General features: G+C 32.2%; 21 protein-coding genes. 14 read left to right on the top strand and 7 right to left on the bottom strand.

Annotated features, from left to right (window positions below):
- The first annotated feature begins 214 nt into the window (after nt 1–214).
- The 4 genes from WNY78_RS16100 to WNY78_RS16085 all read left to right on the top strand — a co-directional run bounded on the left by WNY78_RS16100 (nt 215) and on the right by WNY78_RS16085 (nt 8152).
- The gene (locus tag WNY78_RS16100; protein WP_342874247.1) at nt 215–2395 is read left to right on the top strand and encodes a T9SS type A sorting domain-containing protein; all 2181 of its coding nucleotides are present in this window, start codon (nt 215–217) and stop codon (nt 2393–2395) included.
- 171 nt (nt 2396–2566) lie between these two features.
- Nucleotides 2567–4729: a T9SS type A sorting domain-containing protein gene (locus tag WNY78_RS16095; protein WP_342874246.1), complete on the top strand. Its 2163-nt coding sequence runs from the start codon at nt 2567–2569 to the stop codon at nt 4727–4729.
- 161 nt (nt 4730–4890) lie between these two features.
- Nucleotides 4891–7746 (top strand): DNA polymerase I, encoded by a 2856-nt coding sequence (gene polA / locus WNY78_RS16090; RefSeq protein WP_342874245.1) that lies wholly within the window; start codon nt 4891–4893, stop codon nt 7744–7746.
- Nucleotides 7747–7756: 10 nt separating this feature from the next.
- Nucleotides 7757–8152, top strand: a complete 396-nt coding sequence (locus WNY78_RS16085; RefSeq protein ID WP_342874244.1) for a (deoxy)nucleoside triphosphate pyrophosphohydrolase — start codon at nt 7757–7759, stop codon at nt 8150–8152.
- Here WNY78_RS16085 and WNY78_RS16080 read toward each other — a convergent pair.
- Together WNY78_RS16080 and WNY78_RS16075 are read right to left on the bottom strand one after the other, a co-directional pair.
- Nucleotides 8147–10111 (bottom strand): DUF2075 domain-containing protein, encoded by a 1965-nt coding sequence (locus WNY78_RS16080; protein ID WP_342874243.1) that lies wholly within the window; start codon nt 10109–10111, stop codon nt 8147–8149. The genes WNY78_RS16085 and WNY78_RS16080 overlap by 6 nt on opposite strands.
- Nucleotides 10112–10381, bottom strand: coding sequence for a helix-turn-helix transcriptional regulator (locus WNY78_RS16075; RefSeq protein ID WP_342874242.1), 270 nt, complete (start codon nt 10379–10381; stop codon nt 10112–10114).
- A gap of 89 nt (nt 10382–10470) precedes the next feature.
- Between WNY78_RS16075 and WNY78_RS16070 the strand changes: the two genes are divergently transcribed.
- The 3 genes from WNY78_RS16070 to WNY78_RS16060 all read left to right on the top strand — a co-directional run bounded on the left by WNY78_RS16070 (nt 10471) and on the right by WNY78_RS16060 (nt 13512).
- Nucleotides 10471–10737 carry a hypothetical protein gene (locus WNY78_RS16070; protein WP_342874241.1) on the top strand — a complete coding sequence of 89 codons (267 nt, stop codon included), beginning with the start codon at nt 10471–10473 and terminating at the stop codon, nt 10735–10737.
- Between the two features lie 336 nt (nt 10738–11073).
- Nucleotides 11074–11568, top strand: coding sequence for a hypothetical protein (locus tag WNY78_RS16065; protein ID WP_342874240.1), 495 nt, complete (start codon nt 11074–11076; stop codon nt 11566–11568).
- A 27-nt stretch (nt 11569–11595) separates the two neighbouring features.
- Nucleotides 11596–13512: an adenylate/guanylate cyclase domain-containing protein gene (locus WNY78_RS16060; RefSeq protein WP_342874239.1), complete on the top strand. Its 1917-nt coding sequence runs from the start codon at nt 11596–11598 to the stop codon at nt 13510–13512.
- 181 nt (nt 13513–13693) lie between these two features.
- On the opposite strand, the gene WNY78_RS16055 is transcribed toward WNY78_RS16060, so the two are convergent.
- From WNY78_RS16055 to WNY78_RS16045, 3 genes are all read right to left on the bottom strand, one after another.
- The gene (locus tag WNY78_RS16055; RefSeq protein ID WP_342874238.1) at nt 13694–14059 is read right to left on the bottom strand and encodes an endonuclease domain-containing protein; all 366 of its coding nucleotides are present in this window, start codon (nt 14057–14059) and stop codon (nt 13694–13696) included.
- Between the two features lie 197 nt (nt 14060–14256).
- Nucleotides 14257–16212, bottom strand: a complete 1956-nt coding sequence (locus WNY78_RS16050; protein ID WP_342874237.1) for a YgiQ family radical SAM protein — start codon at nt 16210–16212, stop codon at nt 14257–14259.
- 437 nt (nt 16213–16649) lie between these two features.
- Nucleotides 16650–18281, bottom strand: coding sequence for an ABC-F family ATP-binding cassette domain-containing protein (locus tag WNY78_RS16045; RefSeq protein WP_342874236.1), 1632 nt, complete (start codon nt 18279–18281; stop codon nt 16650–16652).
- A gap of 151 nt (nt 18282–18432) precedes the next feature.
- Here WNY78_RS16045 and WNY78_RS16040 point away from each other — a divergent pair, with 151 nt between their 5' ends.
- The 7 genes from WNY78_RS16040 (at nt 18433) to tsf (ending at nt 23573) form a co-directional block, all read left to right on the top strand.
- Nucleotides 18433–18585 (top strand): hypothetical protein, encoded by a 153-nt coding sequence (locus tag WNY78_RS16040; protein WP_342874235.1) that lies wholly within the window; start codon nt 18433–18435, stop codon nt 18583–18585.
- 154 nt (nt 18586–18739) lie between these two features.
- The gene (locus WNY78_RS16035) at nt 18740–19633 is read left to right on the top strand and encodes a YitT family protein (protein ID WP_342874234.1); all 894 of its coding nucleotides are present in this window, start codon (nt 18740–18742) and stop codon (nt 19631–19633) included.
- Entirely contained in the window at nt 19630–20214 is a 585-nt protein-coding gene (locus WNY78_RS16030) for an HD domain-containing protein (RefSeq protein ID WP_342874233.1), read from the top strand. The genes WNY78_RS16035 and WNY78_RS16030 overlap by 4 nt, the downstream gene beginning before the upstream one ends.
- A 387-nt stretch (nt 20215–20601) precedes the next feature.
- The gene (gene rplM, locus WNY78_RS16025) at nt 20602–21057 is read left to right on the top strand and encodes a 50S ribosomal protein L13 (protein WP_342874232.1); all 456 of its coding nucleotides are present in this window, start codon (nt 20602–20604) and stop codon (nt 21055–21057) included.
- Nucleotides 21057–21443 (top strand): 30S ribosomal protein S9, encoded by a 387-nt coding sequence (gene rpsI, locus WNY78_RS16020; RefSeq protein WP_342874231.1) that lies wholly within the window; start codon nt 21057–21059, stop codon nt 21441–21443. Before rplM ends, rpsI begins: the two co-directional genes overlap by 1 nt.
- A gap of 239 nt (nt 21444–21682) precedes the next feature.
- Nucleotides 21683–22510, top strand: coding sequence for a 30S ribosomal protein S2 (gene rpsB / locus WNY78_RS16015; protein ID WP_342874230.1), 828 nt, complete (start codon nt 21683–21685; stop codon nt 22508–22510).
- A 97-nt stretch (nt 22511–22607) separates the two neighbouring features.
- Nucleotides 22608–23573: a translation elongation factor Ts gene (gene tsf, locus WNY78_RS16010; protein WP_342874229.1), complete on the top strand. Its 966-nt coding sequence runs from the start codon at nt 22608–22610 to the stop codon at nt 23571–23573.
- Nucleotides 23574–23739: 166 nt separating this feature from the next.
- Here tsf and WNY78_RS16005 read toward each other — a convergent pair whose 3' ends face one another.
- Nucleotides 23740–24054 (bottom strand): hypothetical protein, encoded by a 315-nt coding sequence (locus WNY78_RS16005; RefSeq protein WP_342874228.1) that lies wholly within the window; start codon nt 24052–24054, stop codon nt 23740–23742.
- A gap of 101 nt (nt 24055–24155) precedes the next feature.
- A complete protein-coding gene (locus WNY78_RS16000) occupies nt 24156–25292 on the bottom strand; it encodes a helix-turn-helix domain-containing protein (protein WP_342874227.1) in 1137 nt (378 codons plus the stop codon).
- Nucleotides 25293–25352 lie beyond the last annotated feature (60 nt).

Genomic DNA, 25352 nt, shown 5'->3' with positions numbered 1-25352 from the left:
TAGAGTCACACCCAACCTATAATTGGGTATAAATTATAGTTTATTTAATAACAGGCTGTGCCTAAAACTATAGAACTTTTAAATACTCGATACGATGAGAAAAATTACAATTTCTATTACGATATGTCTATTTACAGATCTCAATATCGCAGTTTCTCATATTTCCGAAGAAAAATAATTCACACCATTACTATTAATAATTAAAACCATTCTTATGAAAACAGTATTACTTTTTATCATTTGCTTATGTGTAAGCACTATCTGTCTATCTCAAACAACTGCTATACCAGATCCTATTTTTGAACAAGCTTTAATTGATCTAGGACATGATTCTGGAACTATAGATGGCTCAGTACCTACAGCAAATATTAATACTATAACAACCTTACAAATAGTCGCTTTAGACATAGCAGATCTTTCAGGTATAGAAGATTTTATAGCATTAGAATCACTAACGTGTTTAGCCAACAATATCTCTAGTTTAGATGTTAGCAATTTAACAGTGCTAAGAGAATTAAAATGTGGTAATAATGATTTGACAAGTTTAGATATTTCAAACAATACACTTTTAGAACGTTTAGATTGTTATGGTAATGATTTAACAAGCTTGGATGTTTCCAGTAATACTGTACTAAAAAATTTGAATTGTAATGATAATGCTATTACGACTATAGATGTTTTAGGTAATACACTTTTAGAAACTTTAAGTTGTAGTGACAATCAACTTACTACTATAGATGTTACCAACAATATACTATTAGAAACTTTAAGTTGCAGTAACAATCCACTTACTTCTATAGATGTTACCAACAACCCTAACCTATTAGGCTTATATTGTCGTAATACATCAGTTTCTAACTTAGACCTCAGTAATAATAGCCTACTTGAGGAGCTAAACTGCAGTAACAATCAGCTTACAGCTTTAAACATAGATACGAATACAGCTCTAACACATTTAACTTGTGACAATAGTAACTTGTCTAGTTTAGAATTAGATATGAATGTTAATTTAGTAGATGTTAGATGCAGAGACAACGCAATTGTTGCGCTAGATTTAAGTAATAGTACACAATTAACAGATTTACTTGCTACAAATAACCAACTTACAAGTTTAAATATTAATAACGGTAACAATATCATTCTTTCTAGTTTGGATGCTGATAACAACCTAAACCTATTTTGCATTGAGGTAGATGATCTCGCTTATGCTACAGCTAATTGGGATGAGGTTGCCAATCTAGATCCTCAAACCAGTTTTAGCGAAGATTGTAGTTTGAGTCTAACATACGTACCAGACGATAATTTTGAGCAAGCACTTATAGATTTAGGTTATGACACGGGAAGTTTAGATGATTATGTACCTACCACAAGTATTAATGCTATAACAACATTAAATTTAGCATCTTTAGGTATAGCAGATCTTACAGGTATTGAAGATTTTATAGCTTTAGAAGAACTATCATGCTTTTTCAATAACATTTCAACTTTAGATGTTAGTAATTTAACAGCGCTTAGAGAATTAAGATGCTATAATAACAACTTAACAAGCATAGATGTATCCAACAATACACAGCTTTTGTTATTGCATATATATTTTAATGATATCACAACTCTAGATGTGTCAAATAACACACTATTAGAAGATTTACGTTGTAGTACTACTCAATTAACGACTTTAGATGTTACTAATAATCCCAACCTTATAAATTTAGTTTGCAGCAACTTAACACTTTCAAATTTAGACCTCAGCAATAATACCTTACTACAATTGTTACATTGCGAAAACAATGACCTTACAAGTCTAAATCTTAATAACAACACTGCGCTAACCACTGTATATTGTGGCTCAAATGATATTACAATTTTAAATATTGATAATACTATTAATTTAGAATTGCTTGATTGTACAGGGAATGATATTGTTGAACTTGATTTAACCAATAATACAGCAATTACAACCTTATTATGTCAGAGTAATGAACTTAATAGCCTTAATGTTAAAAATGGGAATAACATAAATATCGTTACATTTAGAACTACTAATAATCATCAACTAGAGTGTATAGAAGTTGACGACGCAAATTACAGCACTACCAATTGGACTGTAATAGACAACGAAACTAGTTTTAGTGAAGATTGCAGTTTGCTTTCTACAAACGAGTTTGATTTAAATAATTCTATTTCTATATATCCAAACCCTGTAGAAACCGAGTTAAACATATCTCTTAATGATAATCAACCCATAACTTCTATAGAATTATTTGACATTTTGGGTAAGAAAATAGTAACAACAAAATCTTTAAACATCAATGTTAGTCAATATGAATCTGGACTATATATTCTAAAAATTTCAACTAATGATGGTCATATCTCAAAACGAATTATAATTGAATAAGATATATATGCGTATATCTTAATTTTAACCAAGAAAGTCGTTATAAAAAGCGACTTTCTTTTATCAAAATAGCACCAATTAAACAGGATTTGATACCATCTATACAATTAGAACTAAATCACTTATCCAAAAATTATAAAACGCATATATTCACAGTACAAAACTAAAATCATGAAAAAAAAATACACTTTATTATTAACACTTTGTATTGCAACATTATCCTTTGGTCAGCCTGCAAATGATGATTGTAGTAATCCAGATTTAATAACAGTAACCAGTACGTCTACAAATTTTACTTTTGATATTAATTCTGCTGTCATAAACAATGAAACTATTTGTGGTACAACTGGAGATTTTGCAGACGTTTGGTACCAATTTATAATGCCTATGGATGGTAATATATTTGTAGATGGTTCAATTGTTTGGAACAAATTTGCTTTATATAATTCATGTGGTAGTACAGAAATAGATTGCGTAAACACAAAAGATCTTTTTACTAATCTAACATCTGGAAACACGTATCTTTTACGTATGTATAGAACATCAACCGAGGCCACAAATACAAGCTTTCAAAATTTTAGTATTAAAGCTTTTCCAACAGCAACAAATGATGATTGTAATTCTTCTGAAAATATTTCAGTTTCAACAACAGCAACCTCAGTAGGTTTTGAAATTGGTGGAGCTTCTGTAAACAATGAAATTGGATGCTCAGGAGCTACCTTAGATTATGTAGATATTTGGTACGATTTTACAATGCCAGTAAATGGTAATTTATATATAAATGCTAGTATTTTTTGGAATAATATCGCTTTATACGATGGTTGTAGTGGTACACTAATCCAATGTGGTACTAGCAATGAATTTATAACTGGCTTAACTTCTGGAACAAATTACAAATTGCGAATTTTCAGAACTAGTGAAGATGCAGACAATACTTACTTAAACTTCAGCATAATTGCTTATGAAGACGTAACTAACGATGATTGTGCTTCCGCAGAAAACATAACAGTATCAACAACAGCATCCACAATAGATTTTGAAATAGGTGGTGCATCAATAAATAATGAAGAAGGCTGTATTGGTACAACTACAAATTACGCAGATATTTGGTACGATTTTACAATGCCTGTAAATGGCAACCTTTTTGTTGGTGCAGCTATTGTTTGGAATGGGTTAGCCTTATACGATACTTGTGGTGGAACACTAATTCAATGTGGAGCTGGAGATGAGTTATTTACTAATTTAACTGCTTCAACAAATTATAAACTACGGGTTTTTAGAACTTTAGATCTTGCAGATAATAACGAATATAGAGCGTTCTCCATTCAAGCATTTGAAACTGTGACTAATGACGATTGCGCTTCCGCAGAAAATATCACAGTGTCAACTTCACAATCCACAGTAAATTTTGATATTGGTGGAGCATCCATTAATAATGAAGAAGGCTGTATTGGCACAACTACAAACTACGCAGATATTTGGTACGATTTCACAATGCCTGTCAATGGCAATCTCTATGTTGATGCCACAATTGCATGGAACGGTCTAGCTTTATACGATACTTGTGGTGGAACACTAATTCAATGTGGAGCTGGAGGTGAGTTATTTACCAATTTAACAGCTTCAACAAATTATAAACTTCGTGTTTTTAGAACTTTAGATCTTGCAGATAATAACGACTACAGAACGTTTTCCATTCAAGCTTTTGAAATTATAAATAATGACGATTGTGCTTCCGCAGAAAATATTACAGTTTCAACAATATCATCTACGGTTTACTTCGGAATTGCAGGCGCAACTATTAATAATCAAATGGGTTGCTCAGGAACAACAGCAGAAGATTATGCAGATGTTTGGTACGACTTTACAATGCCAATGGATGGCTCTATAATCATTGACGGATCATTAACATGGAATAATTTTGCCATCTATGATGCCTGTAATGGTAATGAATTAGGATGTTTTGATTCTAGCGGAAATGTTGATGGTTTAACTAGCGGAACAACTTACAAGCTTCGTGTATTTAGAACTTTAGCACTAGCAAATAATGACGCTTACAAAAGCTTTACTATTCAAAGCGCAGAAACTCTGAGTACCAATAACTTTGATATAGAGAATAATATTATCATATACCCAAATCCTACAAAAGGCATATTAAATATATCTTCGGACACTACTGTTGATTCCATTTTGGTCTACGACATCCTCGGAAAAATTGTAGCAAAAGCAACCAATCAAAATTCTATTAATCTAGAACATTTAAACGCTTCAATGTATATCGTAAAAGTAAAATCTAACAACACTGTAACATATCAAAGAATACTACTAGAGTAAAATTCACAACCATTGCAACCCAAATTGAATGATCTTCAATTATAATTAAAGTAAAGAAAGTCGTTATAGAGAGCGACTTTCTTTTTGTTTATTAATTAATAAACAATGTTTCATATCAAGGTCTAAGTTTTGTAGTTTTATAGACTATAAATTTAGAACATATGTCAGACCAGAAACGTCTCTTTTTAGTTGATGCCTACGCACTAATTTTCCGTGGGTATTACGCTTTTATAAAAAACCCTAGAATTAACTCTAAAGGTGAAGATACCTCAGCTATTATGGGTTTTATGAATTCCCTTTTAGACGTCATTAAACGAGAACGACCAGATCATTTGGCAGTTTGTTTTGATAAAGGTGGTAGTGCAGACCGAGTAGAAATGTTTGAAGCTTACAAAGCCAATCGTGATGAAACTCCAGAAGGTATAAAAACCGCAGTACCTTATATCTACGAAATTTTAAAAGCCATGCACATTCCAATCATGGTCAAAGAAGGTTATGAAGCCGATGATGTGATAGGAACCTTAGCCAAAAAAGCTGAAAAAGAAGGCTACCAAACCTTTATGGTGACTCCAGATAAAGATTTTGCGCAACTCGTCTCAGAAAATATTTTTATGTACAGACCAATGTTTGGAGGTGGTTATGAAACTTGGGGAATTCCAGAGGTACAAAAAAAGTTTGAAGTCACAGATCCTCTACAAGTTATAGATTATTTAGGGATGATGGGAGACGCGAGTGATAATATTCCTGGACTTCCTGGTGTTGGACCAAAAACAGCTAAGAAATTCATAGCAGCTTATGGTTCTATGGAAGGTTTACTTGCCAATACACATGAGCTCAAAGGCAAAATGAAAGAGAAAGTTGAAGCTAATGGAGAACTCGGTTTGTTGTCAAAACAACTAGCTACCATTATGCTGGATGTTCCTGTAGATTTTAATGAAAAAGACTTTGAAATGTCTGAACCAGATATTCCTAAAGTGACAGAGATTTTTCAAGGTTTAGAGTTTAGACGATTAATCGATAATTTCTTAAAAACGTTTTCTACGGAAATTTCAACTACACAAAGTGCTCCTAAAACAGCAACAACAAAAGCAGACGTAAAAACAACGCCTAAAGAAGAAAAATCTGCAGGAGAAGGTCAGTTTTCTTTATTTGGCGCTTCACCTTCCGATAGTGTACAAACTGAAACCACTTCAGAATACACAAGAAAAACCATAGATACAACATCTCATTTTTACCAAAGTATCGCTCCAGGAATGGCAACGACATTATTTGTAAAAAATCTTCTGAATCAATCCTCAGTATGTTTTGATACAGAAACAACTGGCTTAAATCCGTTGACAGCAGAATTAGTTGGCATCGCATTTTCATGGGAAGCCGGAAAAGGCTTTTACATCCCATTTCCGCAGGACAAAGAAGACGCACAAAACCTCATAGAAATATTAAGACCATTTTTTGAAAACGAGTCTATCGAAAAAATCGGTCAGAATTTAAAATACGACATTAAAGTCCTCGCAAAATATAACGTTGACGTCAAAGGCAAACTCTTTGATACCATGTTGGCGCATTACCTCATCAATCCAGATATGCGACATAGTATGGATGTGTTGGCAGAAACATATCTCAATTACACACCTGTTTCTATTACAGAATTGATTGGTAAAAAAGGAAAAAATCAACTCTCAATGCGTGATGTGCCTTTAGAGAAACAAACCGAATACGCAGTTGAAGATGCAGATATCACCTTACAATTAAAAGAGCATTTTACAACCGAATTAGGCGAAGCCAACACGCAAAAATTGTTTGATGATATTGAAGTGCCTTTATTACGTGTACTAGCTGCAATGGAATTGGAAGGGATTAATTTAGACACAAACTTTTTGCATTCACTATCGGCAGATTTAGAAAAAGACATTGCTACTTTAGAAGCTAAAATTTATGAGGCTGCAGGAGAAGAATTCAACATTGCATCACCAAAGCAATTGGGTATTATATTATTCGAAAAATTAAATCTTGTAGATAAGCCTAAAAAAACAAAAACGGGTCAGTATAAAACAGGAGAAGATATTTTATCCTATTTAGCAAAAGACCATGAGATTATACGACACATTATAGAGTATCGTGGTCTCGCCAAATTAAAAAGCACCTATGTTGATGCTTTACCGTTACAAGTGGAAGAAGCAACAGGTCGTGTGCACACAGATTATATGCAAACCGTTGCTGCAACAGGACGTTTGAGTAGTAATAATCCTAATTTACAAAATATCCCAATTCGTACAGAACGTGGTCGTCAAGTGCGTAAAGCCTTTATTCCTAGAAACGAAGATTACACCTTATTGGCAGCAGATTACAGTCAAATAGAATTACGAATTATTGCTGCTTTGAGTCAGGAAGAAACGATGATTGAAGCCTTTAAAAATGGAGAAGATATTCATGCGTCTACAGCATCTAAGGTGTTTGGTGTTCCAATTTCCGAAGTGACAAGAGCGCAACGTAGTAATGCCAAAACGGTCAATTTTGGGATTATTTATGGTGTATCTGCTTTTGGATTGAGTAACCAAACCGATTTATCGCGTGGTGAAGCCAAAGAGCTTATTGACACCTATTATGAAACCTACCCAAAGTTAAAAGCTTACATGAGCGAGCAAGTTGATTTTGCGCGAGATCATGGTTATGTAAAAACGGTTTTAGATAGACGTCGTTACCTAAAAGATATAAATAGTGCCAACGCTATTGTACGTGGAGCTGCAGAGCGAAATGCTGTAAATGCACCAATACAAGGTAGTGCAGCAGATATTATTAAAATTGCCATGATTAATATTTATAATAAATTATCCCACGGAAATTTTAAAACCAAGATGCTCTTACAGGTTCATGATGAATTGGTCTTTGATGTCTATAAGCCAGAACTCGAAGCCATGAAAACCTTGATTAAAACGGAAATGGAGAATGCTTTTGTGATGGATGTGCCTTTGGATGTTGAAGTTGGGATTGGAGCGGATTGGTTGGAGGCGCATTGATGAATTATAGATGAAAACTAATCCTGTCACTTGTGCAATCATTCATTTTGGAGATAAAATTTTAGCTGTTCAAAGAAGTAAAAATATGAAGCTTCCATTGAAATGGGAATTTGCAGGAGGAAAAATTGAAGAAGGTGAATCTGAAATTGATTGTATAAAAAGAGAAATATTTGAAGAATTAAACATTCAAATAGAAGTTAAAGAAAGATTGACATCAGTGACTCATCAATATCCTAATTTCAAAATTGAGCTGATTCCTTTTAATGCTGAATACGTTGCAGGAAAATTAAAATTAAAAGAACACTCTAATTATATTTTAGCCAATAAAGAAGAATTGATTAATTTAGATTGGGCAGAAGCAGATTTGCCTATTTTAAAAGATTACTTACTAAAGAGACCATTATAGCTCTTCAATTCCAATTTCTTTAAAATAATTATAAGTTTCATCATAAAAACCACTTGGTCTCGTGTGGTCTATCTCTGAACCTTCAGGTATAAAAATAACCATTCCTTGCCTAGCTCTAGTTAACAAAACACGATAGGTGTTTTTAAGATAATCTCTATTAATCTCTTGATTAATATTCATCCATTTACTTCCTCTAAAATTTTGATGTTTCCAGTTTCCTTTATCAAGATGGAAATTTGCTCCCCAAATTAAACAAGACCAATCTATTTCTAAACCTTGAATATCAAATTCTGTAGCAACATCCTCTAAAAAATTAGAAGACCTAACATCTGAATCCTCATTTAAAAACCAATTTGGAGCAGAAATTTCATTTTTTACATCAACTCCTAGAAACCTTAACCTTCTAGCACCTGAAGATGCGATTAAACCTGTTCTTTCTGAACCTTTAGCTTTATTTCTTAACCAGTTTTTAGCTTTAAGAAAATCTCTAGTAACATAGATAGGAAAATCCCTTTGAGTTTCTAAATATAAATTTTGAGCATTATCTGAATTAAGTTCTAAAAGCTCATAAACGAAAGAGGATAATTTTTCTGATCTAAATGAACGAACTGAAACTGATAAATGCAATTCTGACTGACTATTAGCATTTTCCTGTAGCCATTTTTTTTGAGTATCAGTTTTAATATAATTTGAACTATCTGTTATTAAATTAGAGTAATGTATATCCCAATTACTGTAATTATTCATAAAAGCATTTATCCATTCTTCTAAACCAGCTTCGCCTGTATTTATTTCTTGTCCACCACCAATTAAACAGACGATAGAACACCAATCAGTATGGCGATTCATAACATCAATAAGGAATTCTGGTTCAGACATAGAAAAATCCTCTTTGCCTTTTTTTCTTTTCATGAATGAAGACGTTTGCACTTTATTCCAAGCTCTTTGAGCTTCATCAAAAACAACGACTTTCTCAATTGGTTCTCCATCATCTTTCAAATACTCATCACGAAATTGATGAATATTCTGTATTAACTTTTTTGTTTCTCGTCTAGCGTTTTCTTTTGTTATAGGCTTATTAATATCCTTAGAAGACATAAACTTATCAATAGCTAATGCTTCACGTAAAACTTCTACTAAAGGACCATTTCCAGAAAGAAAAACAGCATGTTCATCTTTATCTACACTAGTTCTTTGATTTGAAATATTTAAGCCCGCTAAAGTCTTTCCTGCTCCTGGAACTCCTGTTACAAAACATATTGATTTTCTTCTGTTTGCCTTAGAGTTATCAATAACTTTATTTAAACAATCTGTAGTTTTTGTTAAATTTATTGCTCCTGAATCTGAACGAGATATTTCTTCTACTTTATGTCCTTTGTATAAAGCTTGAGCTGCTTCAACTATTGTTGGAGTTGGTTTATAAATTGAGCTTTCCCATGTATCAACTTCAATTTTCGGGTTTGAATCTTTGATGAATTTTTTAATAGTTTCTGATAAACCAAACTTATTACATTTAGCAACTTGATTCAAACTTACTACTTCCTCTAAATTCACATAATTAGTTTTAGCTTTTGTTGAAATTAAAACTGGTATTAATTTAGCGTAATGGCTTCCTTCATGAAAATTTCTTAAATCTAGTGTATAATCTATTACTTGTGTTTCAGCATGTTTACCGTAAGATTCATCTCCAACTTTAAACTCGACAACAAAAATACAATCATCAACAATAATTATATTATCTACTCTCTTTCCCATTCTCGGAATTGCGAATTCAAAATAAACTGAACCATTAATTCCTTTCAATTCCTCTTTAAGAATTTCAATCTGACTAACCCAAGCATTTTTTTGCAAATCCTCAAGAGAACGATTTGTATGATTTAAACTTAACTGTCCTAAAATCGCGTTTGAATCCTCAGTTAAAAAACCTTGAATTGTATTACTATAGTATGCTCTTTTCATTTAATTATCAATTTTTAGTTGATAATCATTAAAGCTTAGTTTTGGACTCTGGTTTTCAAAATTCAGCAACTCCGAAATTTCCAATTCAAATGCTTTTGAAAACACAGCGATATTGGTGAGTGATATATTTCGCTCTCCACGTTCAATCATACCAATGTATGTGCGGTGAAAGCCTGTTATAAATGAAAGTTTTTCTTGACTTAGATTTTCTTTAGTTCTTAATTCACGAATTCTAAGACCAAATTCTTTAAGAATGAATTTATTTACCATAAGTCGAAACTATACTTATTGTATGCTAAAATCAACATACAATAAGTATCAATTTTCTATATTTGACATACAATCAAAACATAAGACTAATGACTTTAAAAGAAAAAATAATAAGTTTAAAGTTACAGTTAGAAACTGTAGGTGATAATTATGCTGAAATCTTCAAAAATGACATACACACTCTAATAGGAGATTTTAACTCTTCAAATCCTATTTTAATATTCTTAAAGAATTTAGATTCTAAAGAAGAAATAACTCATTGGATAAATAAATTAACTTCAAGAATTGTCAAGAAGTTCGATGAAGACACTGAAACAATTAATGATTTTATATATGACTATATAGAATTAGGTTAGGATTTCAAAACTCTTAACGTCTCTTATTGTTCTTCCTACTTTTATATTTCACTTTAGTCTTGCTTTGATAAATTGCCACAGCATCATTAAACATATTTTCAGCACATTTAAAGCCTAATATTCAACACCTACATCTCCAAAACCAACTACCATTTTAACACAATAAATCTTACAATACTCATTTTCAAGTAATTATTCACTATATTTATTTGCCTTTTACAGTCGTTTCAAATCACACTGACACCTATTCTACTTACGTGTGAACGCTATGCGATTTTCAAATTTTGCTATTAATTTGAATGTCGTTATTATTAATCCATTTTAACTAATTAACTAATGAAAACGTCTAACCGATTATTTCAAGGACTACTCCTTGCGCTATTTTTATATAGCTCAACGTTATTTGCCCAAGACACCTACTACGTCACTATTCATGTTGATACCGACAAAATTTCAAGCCACAATGAATTAGAGGTATGTTACTTCACTTCAGAAGCTCCTGACGGAAAAATCACTAAATCTGAAGGTAATATTGAAGACTTTAATATTGAGGTAAATTCAGGAGATTTAATCATCTGGAAAGGTGTGTCTACTAGTCATCCTGAAAAAGACATTGTTGACGTGAGGTCCATAAATTATCATGGTGGTGATAATGTGTTTGGTAAAAATATTTTAAAAGGAAATGGGCAAACTCCCGAAGTTGTTATTGGTACAGTCAATCCTGACACCAAAGGACGCGTCGAGAAATACGCTATTAAAATTACGGTTTTTAATGATGGTAGTAAACGTGGCAACTATCGTATTGATCCAAAAATATCTGTTAAGCTTTAATACTATTTCAACTTATTTTTCAATAAAATGAAATTCAATTCAGCATTTCCGTTTTCAGCAATAATAAAGAACTGTTTTCTAATGGGCTTTTTGTGCTTAACTGCTATGTGTTTTGGTCAGGAACAATCAGAAACAGACAGTTTAGAGCTTAGATATACGAGCAATACCTATTCTAAAAATAAAAAGCTGTCATTGTTAAATGAATTGGCACAAAAGCATCCAGATCCACAAAAAAAATTATTCTATAGTTTAGAATTAATTGAACATGCGAAATTACTAGATTCAAGTAAATTCCTTTTTCAAGGCTATATGTACAAAGGAACTTCACTTCGATTAAAAAGTGATTTTATACAAGCATTAGAATCTTATTTTAAAGCAGCTAACATCGCTTCAAAAAATGAAAACCAACGTGACTTAGGATTGGTTAATATTTCCATTGCAGATATTTACTCCATAACGAGTAATCATGAAAATGCAGTGAAATATTATAAAGCAGGAATGGATCTATTAAAAAAAGAAAACGATCTTGAAAATTATGCAAATGGCTTATCTAATCTAGGAGACGAGTATTTTAATACTAAAGAATATGATTTAGCCATGGAATGTTTTATGGAATCTGGTCTCATATTCAGAAAAATTAAATCTTTAGAAGGCAATGCTTTTGTTTTAGGAAACATGGGAATGGTCTATGCCGAAAAAGGAAAAGACGACTTAGCAGAAGCCAACATAAATGAGGCCATACGTATCATGAAAAACCTGGAATTGTATTATCCTATTTCCGTTTACCTAACGTACATGTCAGATATTTATGCGTCAAAAAACAATAGAAAAGCTGCAATAGCATATTCTAAAAGAAGCTTGGATTTAGCAACAAAATACAGTTTAAAAGAACAAATAAGTGATGCCAATTTGCAACTCTCAAAGCTCTACGAACTGAATGGAAATTATAAAAAATCGTTAAATCATTTCAAAGATCATTCTACCTTTGAAGATAGTGTTGCCAATATTGAAAAAGTTCAAAAAATGGCAGATTTACGTACCGAGTTCGAAGTTTCAAAAAAACAAACCGAAGTTGATTTATTAACCCAACAACAAAAAACGCAAAACATTCAAGTTGATTTATTAAACCAACAAAATAAAAACAAACAGAATGTTGTGGTCGCTACAATTATCGCCTTATTTTTAATTGCAATGATTGCCTTTGGATTATTTAGACGCAACAAATACATCAGTAAAACAAAACTAATTATTGAAGAAGAAAAGCACAGATCAGACAACCTGTTACTTAATATTTTACCAGAAGAAACAGCACAAGAGCTTAAAAAAAACGGAAAAGTAGAAGCACAACGATTTGAGTCTGTAACTGTTTTATTTACCGACTTTGAAAGTTTTACGAGCTACTCAGAAAAGCTAACTCCAGAGAAACTGGTTAAAAGTGTCGATTATTATTTTTCAAAATTTGATATGATTATCGAAAAGTATAAACTCGAAAAAATAAAAACTGCAGGAGATTCTTACATGTGTGCTGGAGGATTACCATTTCCTACCAAAGATCATGCTATTAAAATGACACTAGCAGCTTTTGAAATTGTACAATTTGTAGAAGACACTAAACACTTAAACGATCCAGATATAGCGCATTTTGATATTCGTATTGGTATAAATACAGGTCCTGTTGTCGCAGGAGTTGTTGGCACAAAAAAGTTTGCTTATGATATTTGGGGAGATACTGTTAATGTAGCTTCAAGAATGGAATCTAACTCTATACCTGGAAAAATTAATATTGCTGAAAACACCTATCAATTAATTAAAGATGCTTTTGAGTGTGAATATAGAGGCGAAATTGATGTAAAAAACAAAGGTATCTTGAAAATGTATTTTGCCACAAGCATCAAAGAAAAAACATTTTATGCATTTATGAACGGACAAAAAGAAGTGGTTTAGTCAGCACGTAAAGTTTCAAAAAAATTAGAAAAATAATTAAAGATAAAGTTAAAAACTAACCTTAACGTCGTTTCTTCTTACCTTTATACTTCACCTTATTCTTACGTTGATTAAAAGGCACAGCATCATTAAGGGTTATTGAGGATTCAAAACTAGAGGCAGCTTTAGGGATGTTTTCTAGTTACTCAATCATTTCCTTTACAGTTTCTTCTATAACAAGTAAAACACTAAACATATTCGTTTTAACTTCTTCATTTGAAAACCTCAAGAAAGTTACACCATAAGCTTCTAATTCACCTTGTCTATTTGCATCATAAAAAAAACTGTGATCATGACTAGCACCATCGATTTCAATAGCTAAACCTATTTCATGACAATAAAAATCTGTGATGTAATTTAACATTGGAACTTGTCTATGAAACTGAACACCATAAGCACGTTGTTTGATATTTTGCCAAAGTAAAACTTCGGGTAGAGTACTGTTTTTTCGTAATTTTCTGGCTAGTAGTTTTAATTCAGGATTGTATGGAATTATTTTATTTCTCATTTTTTACAATCTAATTTTTACACCCCTAAAGTCCCCTCAAGGGGACATTCCAAATTAAGAAACATATGGCGAATTTTGAAATTTATAGCTTATTTACAAATTATCAGCTTATTAATTTAAGATAGCCTGAGCCAATATCCCCTTGAGGGGATTATAGGGGTGTTTTTCAGCGGAGAAATAAAAAAACCATCTCTCTATTATCGCCTCTTCTTCTGTTTCCCCTTATACTTCACCTTATTCTTACGTTGATTAAAAGGCACAGCATCATTAAACGTATTTTTAGCTTCACCACTTGGCTTATTCTTACGCCATTTTTCGTCTTTTTCAGGAAGGAGTACTTTGAGTAAGTCCTGGCGACCTAATTTGTTTAAGGTCTTTTTGATCCACGCTTTATTTTCATCCTTATACCAAAAGAAAAAACGATGTTGCTCATCTTTCTCTTTACGAGTTATAGGTGTATTTACTTTTTTAAGCGTGTAAGGATGGTAACCACTATAATAAATGACTGTAGCGACTGTCATAGGAGTTGGTGTAAATCCTTGTACTTGCTCCAACTGGAAACCCATATCTTTAGTTTCGGCAGCTAAATTTGCCATATCTTCAACTTCACAAGCTGGATGATTTGATATAAAGTATGGAATCAACTGTAAGTTTAAACCCTTCTTGATATTTATCTTATCAAAACGTTCTTTAAACTTATGGAAATACTTAAACGACGGTTTCCGCATTAATTTTAAAACAGGATCACTCGTATGTTCTGGAGCCACTTTAAGTCGACCAGAAACATGCTTAGTCATTACCTCTTCAGTATAATCATCCAATTCTTTAGGATCTGCATTTTTGTTAAACTCAGGCACTAACATATCATGTCTAATCCCAGAACCAATAAATGACTTCTTCACTTTTGGGTGACTATCTACCGCTTGATATAATTCGGTTAATGGCTTGTGAGAGGTGTCTAAATTACTACAAATCACTGGCGAAATACAACTAGGCGCAACACATTTATCGCAGATAGATTGTACTTTCCCTTTCATTTGATACATGTTGGCACTTGGTCCTCCAATGTCACTTAAATAGCCTTTAAAATCTGGCATATTTGCAACTTTATCAACTTCTTTTAAAATAGACTCTTTACTACGAGATGCAATAAACTTTCCTTGATGTGCAGAAATAGTACAAAAGCTACACCCACCAAAACAACCACGATGAATATTTATAGAGGTCTTAATCATCTCATAAGCAGGAATTGGTCCACGCTTATTATATTTTGGATGTGGTAATCTTGTGTAAGGCAAATCAAAAGACGCATCAATCTCAGCTTCTGTCATGGTTGGATAAGGCGGATTTATCATCAAGGTCTTACTTCCAACCTTCTGAAAAATTCGTCTAGCAGCAAGTTTATTAGACTCTTGCTCAATCACCTTAAAATTAGAAGCATATTTTTTCTTATCACTCAAACATACTTCATGAGATGCAATTTCAACATCTTCCCAATTAGCATTCTTTGGGATTTTTTCATCTTCATTTAAAAGTACTGCAGTTTGTAATACCGTATTGATACTATTAAAAGGAACACCTTTTTCTAATAAACGTACAATTTCACGCAAGGGTTGTTCACCCATACCATAAACCAACATATCTGCTTTAGACGTTTCTAAAATAGTTGGCATAAGCTTGTCACTCCAATAATCATAATGAGTAACACGACGCAAAGAGCCTTCAATTCCACCAATTAAAACAGGCGTATCTGGCCATTTTTCTTTTAAAATATTTGAATATACAGTAGATGCATAATCAGGTCTAAAACCAATATCACCATTTGGTGTATACGCATCTTTATCACGACGCTTTTTATTCGCATTATAGTTGCTAATCATTGGATCCATACAACCACCAGTCACACCAAAAAATAATCTTGGCTTTCCTAGTTTTACAAAATCCTGAAGATTATCTGTCACACTCGGTTGCGGAACAATAGCCACTTTCAAACCCATACTTTCCAACAAACGTCCAATAACCGCAGGACCAAACGTAGGATGATCTACATAAGCGTCTCCACTAAATAGAATCACATCCAGTTCTTGCCAACCGCGAATCTTCACCTCTTTGTTTGTGGTAGGTAACCAATCAGAAAGTTTTAACTCTTGCATAGATTGCAAAAGTAGTCAAAATTGAGCATCCTTTCATTATAGTGTTAATATTTTGGGCGTTACCACAAGGGTCGGGCTTTCCGTTGCAAGTCCTCTTTCGTACCTCACTGTGGGCTTTTCACTGCAATCCCTAACGCAAGATAACATCTAAACACATGAACAACTTAAATCGTAATCGGTCTGTCATTCCTGTATTAGCAAAGTAACATAAGTCTAAAAAGTAATTTAAACATATTTACTTGAACTGAATAGATTTCTCAGCAAGTTCGAAATGACATACAACTCAAAACACTACTGGTTTGTCATTCCGACCGAAGTGGAGGAATCTCATAATTAAAAGATTTCTCGTCGCTCATTCTTCGCTCTGTCCAAATGACAAAACTTCAAATTCAATCTATTAAAATAGCATTGAAATATTTATTCTTATCGATCTAAAACTACAAATCCAACCCTTTCAAACTCTCAACACGATTTCTAACCAAGAAATCATCAATCGTTTCAAAATGCTCAATCACACGTTGATCTTTAAATTCAAACACCTTTTTAGACAACCCTTGTAAAAAATCACGATCGTGAGACACAAGAACTAACGTTCCATCAAAATTTTGAAGCGCTTCTTTTAAAACATCCTTAGATTTCAAATCCAAATGATTGGTTGGCTCATCAAGAATTAGCAAATTCACAGGATCCAATAACAATTTCACCATCGCTAATCTGGTTTTTTCTCCACCAGATAGCACACTTACTTTCTTTTCAATATCATCACCTCTAAACATAAAACCACCCAAAATATTTTTAATTTGGGTTCTCACATCGCCTTTTGCAACCTCGTCAACGGTTTGAAATACGGTTAAGTTTTCATCTAACAAAGCTGCTTGATTTTGAGCGAAATATCCAACTTTAACATTGTGACCTAATGCACAAGTCCCTTCCACATCAATTTCACCTAAAATGGCTTTTATCATGGTAGATTTACCTTCTCCATTTCTCCCAACAAAACATACTTTCTCACCTCTTGCAATAGACATATTAGCATTTTTAAATACAACATGCTCATCATACGATTTAGACACATCTTTAACCGTTACAGGATAATCACCAGAGCGTTGTGTTGGTGGAAAACGTAATTTCAATGCAGAGGTGTCTACATCATCAATTTCTATAATCTTTAGTTTCTCAAGCATACGCTCGCGAGATGATACTTGATTCGTTTTAGAATACGTGCCTTTAAACCGGTCAATAAACAACTGGTTATCTGCAATAAATTTTTGTTGTTCTTGGTACGCTTTTATTTGATGTGCTCGTCTGTCTTCACGTAATTGCAGGTAATGTGTGTATTTGGCCTTGTAATCATAAATACGTCCCATTGTGACTTCAATAGTTCTATTGGTAACATTATCAATAAAAGCCCTATCGTGAGAAATCACAACCACTGCATTGGCTTTATTAACTAAAAAGTCCTCTAACCAAATCACAGATTCTATATCAATATGGTTGGTTGGCTCATCTAATAAAATTAAATCTGGTTTTTGTAGTAAAATTTTAGCGAGTTCAATTCGCATACGGTAACCACCAGAAAACTCGTTGGTTTGTCTTGTAAAATCTTCTTGTTTAAATCCTAAACCTTTGAGTGCTTTTTCAACTTCGGCATCATAATTCACATCTTCTAATGCGTAATACTTTTCACCTAAATCAGATACACGCTCAATAATCTTCATATACTCATCACTCTCGTAATCAGTTCTAGTTTCGAGCTGTTTATTCAATCCTTCCATCTCATCACGCATTTCAAACACATGGCTAAATGCTTTTGAAGCTTCATCAAACACTGTAGTATTGTCTTCAGTAAGTAAATGCTGTGGCAAATAAGCTATGATAGCATCTTTAGGAGTTCTTACATTTCCACGAGTTGCATTTTGAACACCTGCAATAATTTTCATCATTGTAGATTTTCCTGCACCATTTTTTCCCATTAATGCAATTTTATCATCTGCATTAATTGTAAAAGACACATCACTAAATAAGGTGTGACCACTAAACTCAACCGCTAAATTATCTACTGAAATCATACTTAAAATTTTAAAGCAGCAAAACTAGTAAAAGTGGGAGATTCTAACTCTAATTGACCTAATATTATTTAATAAGTTAATTATTGAATGAATGAAGTTAATATTTTCCTTTAGATTATATTATCATGCAGAAACATTAAAAACAACAACTATGATAATTACAAAAGTTCTCGGACTCACAAGCACATTAACAAAAAGTAAAAAAGCTAAGATTGCCATCTTAGGTCTTGAAATGGCAATTCTGGTTTATGCTTTAGCACAACAGAAATCAGAAAAGAGAAAACAGAAAGAGCTCAAAGCATGAAAACAATATATTAAATAATAGTCTTGAGAGTAGACATTTCCGAATAATAAAAGATTTGAGATTTACATTTACATTTACAAGTTTAATTTATAAATCTAAAAATAATTGTACTTTAGTAGGAGATTTTTTTAGTCTATTAACCAACCTAATCAACATGAGTCACAGCGCTAAAGACCCTCTCAACTTACGCAGTATTTTTTCTTTTAAATCCTTACTCCTTAAAATCATTGGTGCTTTATGTGCTACCGTTGCTATTAAAGGTTTTATGATTCCAAACCATTTTCTAGATGGTGGAATTTTAGGAATTTCTATTCTCGTATATGAATTTTATCATCTAGATGTCACCTCAATTCTTATAGCACTCAACTTACCATTTGTATACATTGGATACAAAAAAATAGGTAAAAACTTTGCTGTAAACACTTTAGTCTCTTTAATATTATTAGGACTATTTATGACCTTTGTACCTGTACCAACGGTAACAAAAGACTACTTTCTTGTTGCAGCTTTTGGTGGTGTTTTTGTAGGATTAGGTATTGGATTCGTCATTAGAGGTGGTGGTGTTATAGATGGTTTAGAAGTCGTAGCTGGATTTACCAACAAAAAGTTTGGACTCACAGTTACCGAAATTATTATGGCCATCAATACCATAATATTTTTGATTATCGCTTTATTTTTAGGCTTAGAAAAAGCCATGTATTCTATTTTGACTTATTTCACTGCTTTAAAAGTATCTGATTATGTGGTTGACGGTTTTGAAAAACTCATTTCTCTAACTATAATTTCACCAAATCACGAATTGGTTAAAGATTTAATTGTCAATAAATTCAATAAACCTGTAACCATATTAAAAGGTGAGCGTGGTAATTTACCTGGAAGTTACGATGTGAAACACGATTGTGATATCATTGTAACTATTGTAACACGTATAGAAGTCCATAAAATGCGAAAAGCAATAGGACAAGCAGATCCAAAAGCATTTATGTATGTTGAAAATATAAATGAAGTCAATGGAGGTGTTATTAGCCGTAAATCTGATCACTTTTGAAAACAGCATTCCCAAAAATATATGGCGAAGTTGTTAAATTTCTAGACGATAATCTACCAGAATATCTCACGTATCATAATACTAAGCATACGTTGTATGTTCTAGAAAAAGCTGAACACATCGCTAAAAAAGAACATATTAAACCAGCAGAGATACACCTCTTAAAAATTGCAGCACTTTATCACGACATTGGTTATGTTAAATCACATGACGAACACGAAAAAGAAAGTTGCGCCATTGCAAAGCGTCAGTTAAAAACGTATGGTTATTCTAAAGATGATATTGATGCAATCTGCGGAATGATTATGGCAACAAAAATTCCACAGAGTCCTAAAAATAAACTCCAAGAAATTTTGGCAGATGCTGATTTAGAATACTTAGCAACATCACATTTTCAAGAAATTAGTGATTCATTATTTCAAGAATTAAAACATTATGATCCGAGTTTAACCATACCTGAATGGGATCACATTCAAATAGATTTTATAAAAAAACACACCTTTCACACCTCCTATTGTAGACACTATAAATCTTTCAGGAAACATAAAAACTTAGAATTTCTAAAGTCTAAAATTAAATAATTTTCATTTGCCTATACATTATATATAATGTCCTTATTGTAATAAGTCTGCTTTATGTCAAATATGATTATGTAACATTAATTTCAGAATCTGCTGAAGCTACTACAATAGAAACATCATAATTTTTGAAATAAGTTTTGAATTAGCAGATGGCTTGAGCTCAGGTATTAAATTCAATAATTTAATCAGAAACTTATAAAGCTGGAAGAACACAGTATCAAGCAATACTTCAAAAATAAATAAGTAAAAAGGTCTAATTTTCAAATCTCCTTAAAATTATGCCTATTTAGCGTTTGGTAATCAAATATATAATCGTAAATTTGCAAACTCTTTTCGAGAGAGAAAGTTTAACCGCCTGTCGTGTACAGGCAACTAATATTAATAAGTGTGGACACAATAAGCTACAAAACGATTTCAGCAAACAAAGCTACTGTTAATAAAGAGTGGGTTTTAGTTGACGCTGCAGATCAAACGCTAGGTCGTTTATGCTCTAAAGTAGCAATACTTCTAAGAGGTAAACACAAGACTAACTTCACACCACATGTTGATTGTGGAGATAACGTAATTGTTATCAATGCAGAAAAAATCAACTTATCAGGAAACAAGTGGAATGACAAAACGTACATTCGTCACACAGGTTATCCAGGTGGTCAAAGAAGTTTAACTGCGACTGAATTGTTTGGAAAAGATCCAGCAAGAATCGTAGAAAAATCAGTAAAAGGAATGCTCCCTAAAAACAAATTAGGTGCAGAGTTATTCCGTAATTTAAATGTTGTTGTTGGTTCAGCTCATACTCATGAAGCTCAAAAACCAAAAACAATAGACTTAAACAAAGTTAACTAATGGAAGTAATTCACAAAATCGGTCGTAGAAAGACGGCTGTTGCTCGTGTGTACCTTGCTGAAGGAAAAGGCAAGATCACGGTAAACAAAAAAGACATGACGGATTATTTTACTACTGCAACATTGCAGTATAAAGTAAACCAACCTTTAGTCATGACTAACAACGATGGCAACTTTGATATTACAGTAAACGTTTTTGGTGGTGGTATTACAGGCCAAGCAGAAGCGATTCGTTTAGCATTATCTCGCGCAATGTGTGAGATTGATGCAGAACACAGACTAATATTAAAGCCAGAAGGATTATTAACTAGAGACCCTCGTATGGTTGAACGTAAGAAGTTCGGTCAAAAGAAGGCAAGGAAAAAATTCCAATTCTCGAAACGTTAATCCTATTCCTTTTTATTATTCTGGAAGTTCTTCGGAATATAAAAAAAATTCAAAGCTGTTCTGGTCAAACATCAGAACAGCTTTTATTACAAATGCGAGAATACTAAAGTTTAGAATTTCCGCAGGCATTAAAAAAATCCTGAAACGAGTTCAGGTACAGTTTAGCATCTAAATGATTAAGGCGAGCGAAAGCAACCACTCAATCATTGCTAATTTAACAGAACGTAAACGATTACAAAATGAAACAAGTAGAAGTTAAAGACTTACTAGAAGCAGGTGTACACTTTGGTCACCTTACAAGAAAATGGGATCCAAACATGGCTCCTTACATTTATATGGAGCGTAACGGTATCCATATTATCAACCTTTACAAAACTCAAGCAAAGATTCAAGAAACTGGAGAAGCACTTAGTAAAATTGCTGCATCTGGAAAGAAAATCTTATTTGTTGCTACAAAAAAACAAGCTAAAGACATCGTTGCTGAAAAAGCAGGAAATGTAAACATGCCTTACATTACAGAAAGATGGCCTGGTGGAATGTTAACGAACTTCGTTACAATTAGAAAAGCTGTTAAGAAAATGGCTATGATTGATCGTATGAAGAAAGATGGTACATTCAACTCTCTATCTAAAAAGGAACGTTTACAAGTAGATCGTCAAAGAGCAAAATTAGAAAAGAATTTAGGTTCTATCTCTGATATGACACGTTTACCTGGAGCATTATTTGTTGTAGATATCAAACGTGAGCACATCGCTATTAAAGAAGCTCAGAAATTAAAAATTCCAATCTTCGCAATGGTAGATACTAACTCTGATCCTCGTGAAGTAGATTACTTAATCCCATCTAACGATGATGCATCAAAATCTATTGAATGTATCATGTCTGCAGTAGAATCTGCAGTAGCAGGTGGATTAGCTGAAAGAAAATCAGAAAAAGCTGAAAAAGACGCTAAAAGTGAGAAATCACCAGCAGCAAAAAAAGAAGTGAAAGCTGAGAAAAAGGCAGATAAAAAAGCTGAACCAAAAGCTAAAGCAGCAGCACCAGTTGCAGCTAACGAAGAAGAATAAATTAACAATTACACAATAATAAAAAAGTCGTTTAGTTGTTTTCTTCGGAAAGTTTAAATTAAACGACTTTTTTAAATTTTAAAACAATATTGAAGTTATGGTAAAAGTAACAGCAGCAGAAGTAAATAAATTAAGACAAGCTACAGGTGCAGGAATGATGGACTGCAAAAAAGCCTTAGTTGAAGCAGAAGGAGATTTTGACAAAGCAATCGATGTACTTCGTAAAAAAGGTCAAAAAGTTGCAGAAAAAAGAGCCGACAGAGATTCATCTGAAGGTGCTGCAGTAGCAAAAATAAATGCAGACAATACCTCAGGTGTTGCTATCGTATTAGGATGTGAAACAGATTTCGTTGGAAAAAATGATTCATTTGTTGCTTTAGCTAACGATTTAGCTGATATCGCATTAAACCACGACACAAAAGAAGCGTTTTTAGCTGCAGATTTTGGTGGAATGTCAGTTGCTGATAAATTAGTTGAACAAACTGGAGTTATTGGTGAAAAATTAGATATCACTGCTTTTGAAAAGTTAGATGCACCTTACGTTGGACAATATGTTCACATTAATAAGATTGCAGCTTTAGTAGGTTTATCTGCAAAAGTTGATAACGCTGAAGTTTTAGTTAAAGATGTAGCAATGCAAGTAGCTTCAATGGGAGCAACAACTTTATCTTACAAAGATTTTGATGCAGCATTCGTTGCTTCGGAAACAGAAGCTAGAATTGCAGTCATTGAAAAAGATAATATCGAATTAGGACGTTTAGGAAAAACCTTAAAAAATGTACCTAGCTATATTTCTATGGCACAATTAACTCCAGAAGTTATTGCTCAAGCTGAAGAAGCTGCTAAAGCAGAACTAAAAGCTGAAGGTAAGCCAGAGCAAATATGGGACAGAATTTTACCTGGTAAAATGGATCGTTTTATTTCTGATAATACAACTTTAGATCAAGAACAATGTTTATTAGATCAAAGATTTATCAAAGATGAAAAGCAAACTGTTGCTCAACATGTAGCATCTTATGGTGATGTTACTGTTACTGGATTCAAACGTGCTACAGTAGGATAATATATTCCTTTTTTGTCACCAAACGAAAACAAAACAAGTATAAAACCACTACTCTTAATATAAGATGTAGTGGTTTTTTTATTTATTGGAAATTAGTATCAGACAGCGTTGCTATATAGATTATAAAACAACCGTTATTAATTTCAATTATGAATCATCATTTTAATTAATTATCCATTACAATAGCCAATAAGCCTATACCTGCTCCTACATAAACTATAGGAATTGATGCAGTCTTTAAGTATGAGAATTTCCGTTCTTTTAATTCTACAATCTCATTTATAGGAATTTTTGATTTCGTACAACTTAAAAAGTCAACTGTTAGTTCGCATTTTTTAACTTTAATTTTGTTTCCATTAATTGTAGTTACTTTATATGTTTTTTCAGAATTTATGGAATCAACAGATAAGTCAATTTTATTATAACTGTAACAGCTAGTTAAGAGTAATAGGCTAAAAAATAAATAGGCAGTTAATTTCATAATTATAAGTCTTTTATATCCCTATAAACTTATAATTTTATATCTAAACAATTGTCCGAAATTATCCAATTTTCATAAAATTGGACAATTTAAAGTCTTGATTAACTATTTTTTAGGTTAGATTTCTTATAAACTGTAGGCGTTTGCGAAGTAAATTTTTTAAACGCAGTATAAAAAGTAGATTTTGAGTTAAACCCACATTCTAAACCAATTGCTATAATAGTATAGTCTTTATAATTATTATCAATCAATAAATTTCTAGCATATTCAACTCTCAATTTATTTATATAATCCGAAAAATTATAACTGCTATAAATATTGATGATTTTAGATAATTGACTATCACTTAAACCTATTTCAACAGCTAAATTATGAAGACCAAAAAGAGGATCAAGATACCTTTTATGTTTCTTTATATAAAACTCAATTTCTTCAAATGTTTTTAGATGCTTACTATCTTTTATATTAGGCTTTACAATTTTTATTGTTTTATTAATATTAGTTTTATTTATTTCCTCTCTTATAGAGATTCTGTCGATCATTAAATTATATCTAATCAAACCTTGATAACCGATCCAATAAATTAGAATTGAGCTCGATAATCGCAATGGATAATAGGAATATGCTTTATTAATGTCTCCAGAAAAAGAATTTGCTACTACAGCAAAGATCCATAATAAAACTACAACACCTCCAAAAAACATAAATTGCTTAAGCCATTTAAAACTAGTATATGACAGGACATAGCTATGTAGCTCTTTCTGTTTGAATATTAATAAATATGATTTATAAAAAACATAAATAGTAAAGAACATATTAAAAAACTCTTCATACGTAGTATAACTCTCAATAAGAAAACTATCTAAAACATTTGCATAAGAATATACAATTAAAACTGTTCTAATAAGAATTTCTATACAAAAGAAGATCATCGCTAGCTTTAGATACGAAAACACTTTTTTTTGAACATTTAAATAAAAAATCACAAAAGTGAAAAAGAATGGAGCTACAAGCATATACCATGGTATTACTAAATTCTTAACATAGAATAATGAAGAAAAATAATTATTTTCAGTTAACCAAGCTTGTAAATTATTTAAAGACATAAAAAAAACAAGACCGTTTAACAACCAGATAGGTTTTCCAATTTTATTTTTTAATAAAATTGGAATTATCACAAATAAAAAACCATGAATAACTCCTGTTAATAGAAGAATATTAAAAAAATCTTCACTCATTTAGCTATAATTATAGAGTAAATTTACTCAATTAATATCTAAGCTTTTATAAATTGACAA

Origin of the sequence: Psychroserpens sp. AS72 (assembly GCF_038900375.1) — a bacterium.
Taxonomy (GTDB): domain Bacteria; phylum Bacteroidota; class Bacteroidia; order Flavobacteriales; family Flavobacteriaceae; genus Psychroserpens.
The sequence above is the reverse complement of the archived record's forward strand: the minus strand, read 5'-3'. Positions and strand labels throughout refer to the sequence as shown.

What these genes read in the sequence shown, in the direction of transcription:
- WNY78_RS16100 (WP_342874247.1), top strand. Translation starts at nt 215, where the DNA reads ATGAAAACAGTATTACTTTTTATCATTTGCTTATGTGTAAGCACTATC.
- WNY78_RS16095 (WP_342874246.1), top strand. Translation starts at nt 2,567, where the DNA reads ATGAAAAAAAAATACACTTTATTATTAACACTTTGTATTGCAACATTA.
- polA (WP_342874245.1), top strand. Translation starts at nt 4,891, where the DNA reads ATGTCAGACCAGAAACGTCTCTTTTTAGTTGATGCCTACGCACTAATT.
- WNY78_RS16085 (WP_342874244.1), top strand. Translation starts at nt 7,757, where the DNA reads ATGAAAACTAATCCTGTCACTTGTGCAATCATTCATTTTGGAGATAAA.
- WNY78_RS16080 (WP_342874243.1), bottom strand. Translation starts at nt 10,111, where the DNA reads ATGAAAAGAGCATACTATAGTAATACAATTCAAGGTTTTTTAACTGAG.
- WNY78_RS16075 (WP_342874242.1), bottom strand. Translation starts at nt 10,381, where the DNA reads ATGGTAAATAAATTCATTCTTAAAGAATTTGGTCTTAGAATTCGTGAA.
- WNY78_RS16070 (WP_342874241.1), top strand. Translation starts at nt 10,471, where the DNA reads ATGACTTTAAAAGAAAAAATAATAAGTTTAAAGTTACAGTTAGAAACT.
- WNY78_RS16065 (WP_342874240.1), top strand. Translation starts at nt 11,074, where the DNA reads ATGAAAACGTCTAACCGATTATTTCAAGGACTACTCCTTGCGCTATTT.
- WNY78_RS16060 (WP_342874239.1), top strand. Translation starts at nt 11,596, where the DNA reads ATGAAATTCAATTCAGCATTTCCGTTTTCAGCAATAATAAAGAACTGT.
- WNY78_RS16055 (WP_342874238.1), bottom strand. Translation starts at nt 14,059, where the DNA reads ATGAGAAATAAAATAATTCCATACAATCCTGAATTAAAACTACTAGCC.
- WNY78_RS16050 (WP_342874237.1), bottom strand. Translation starts at nt 16,212, where the DNA reads ATGCAAGAGTTAAAACTTTCTGATTGGTTACCTACCACAAACAAAGAG.
- WNY78_RS16045 (WP_342874236.1), bottom strand. Translation starts at nt 18,281, where the DNA reads ATGATTTCAGTAGATAATTTAGCGGTTGAGTTTAGTGGTCACACCTTA.
- WNY78_RS16040 (WP_342874235.1), top strand. Translation starts at nt 18,433, where the DNA reads ATGATAATTACAAAAGTTCTCGGACTCACAAGCACATTAACAAAAAGT.
- WNY78_RS16035 (WP_342874234.1), top strand. Translation starts at nt 18,740, where the DNA reads ATGAGTCACAGCGCTAAAGACCCTCTCAACTTACGCAGTATTTTTTCT.
- rpsI (WP_342874231.1), top strand. Translation starts at nt 21,057, where the DNA reads ATGGAAGTAATTCACAAAATCGGTCGTAGAAAGACGGCTGTTGCTCGT.
- rpsB (WP_342874230.1), top strand. Translation starts at nt 21,683, where the DNA reads ATGAAACAAGTAGAAGTTAAAGACTTACTAGAAGCAGGTGTACACTTT.
- tsf (WP_342874229.1), top strand. Translation starts at nt 22,608, where the DNA reads ATGGTAAAAGTAACAGCAGCAGAAGTAAATAAATTAAGACAAGCTACA.
- WNY78_RS16005 (WP_342874228.1), bottom strand. Translation starts at nt 24,054, where the DNA reads ATGAAATTAACTGCCTATTTATTTTTTAGCCTATTACTCTTAACTAGC.
- WNY78_RS16000 (WP_342874227.1), bottom strand. Translation starts at nt 25,292, where the DNA reads ATGAGTGAAGATTTTTTTAATATTCTTCTATTAACAGGAGTTATTCAT.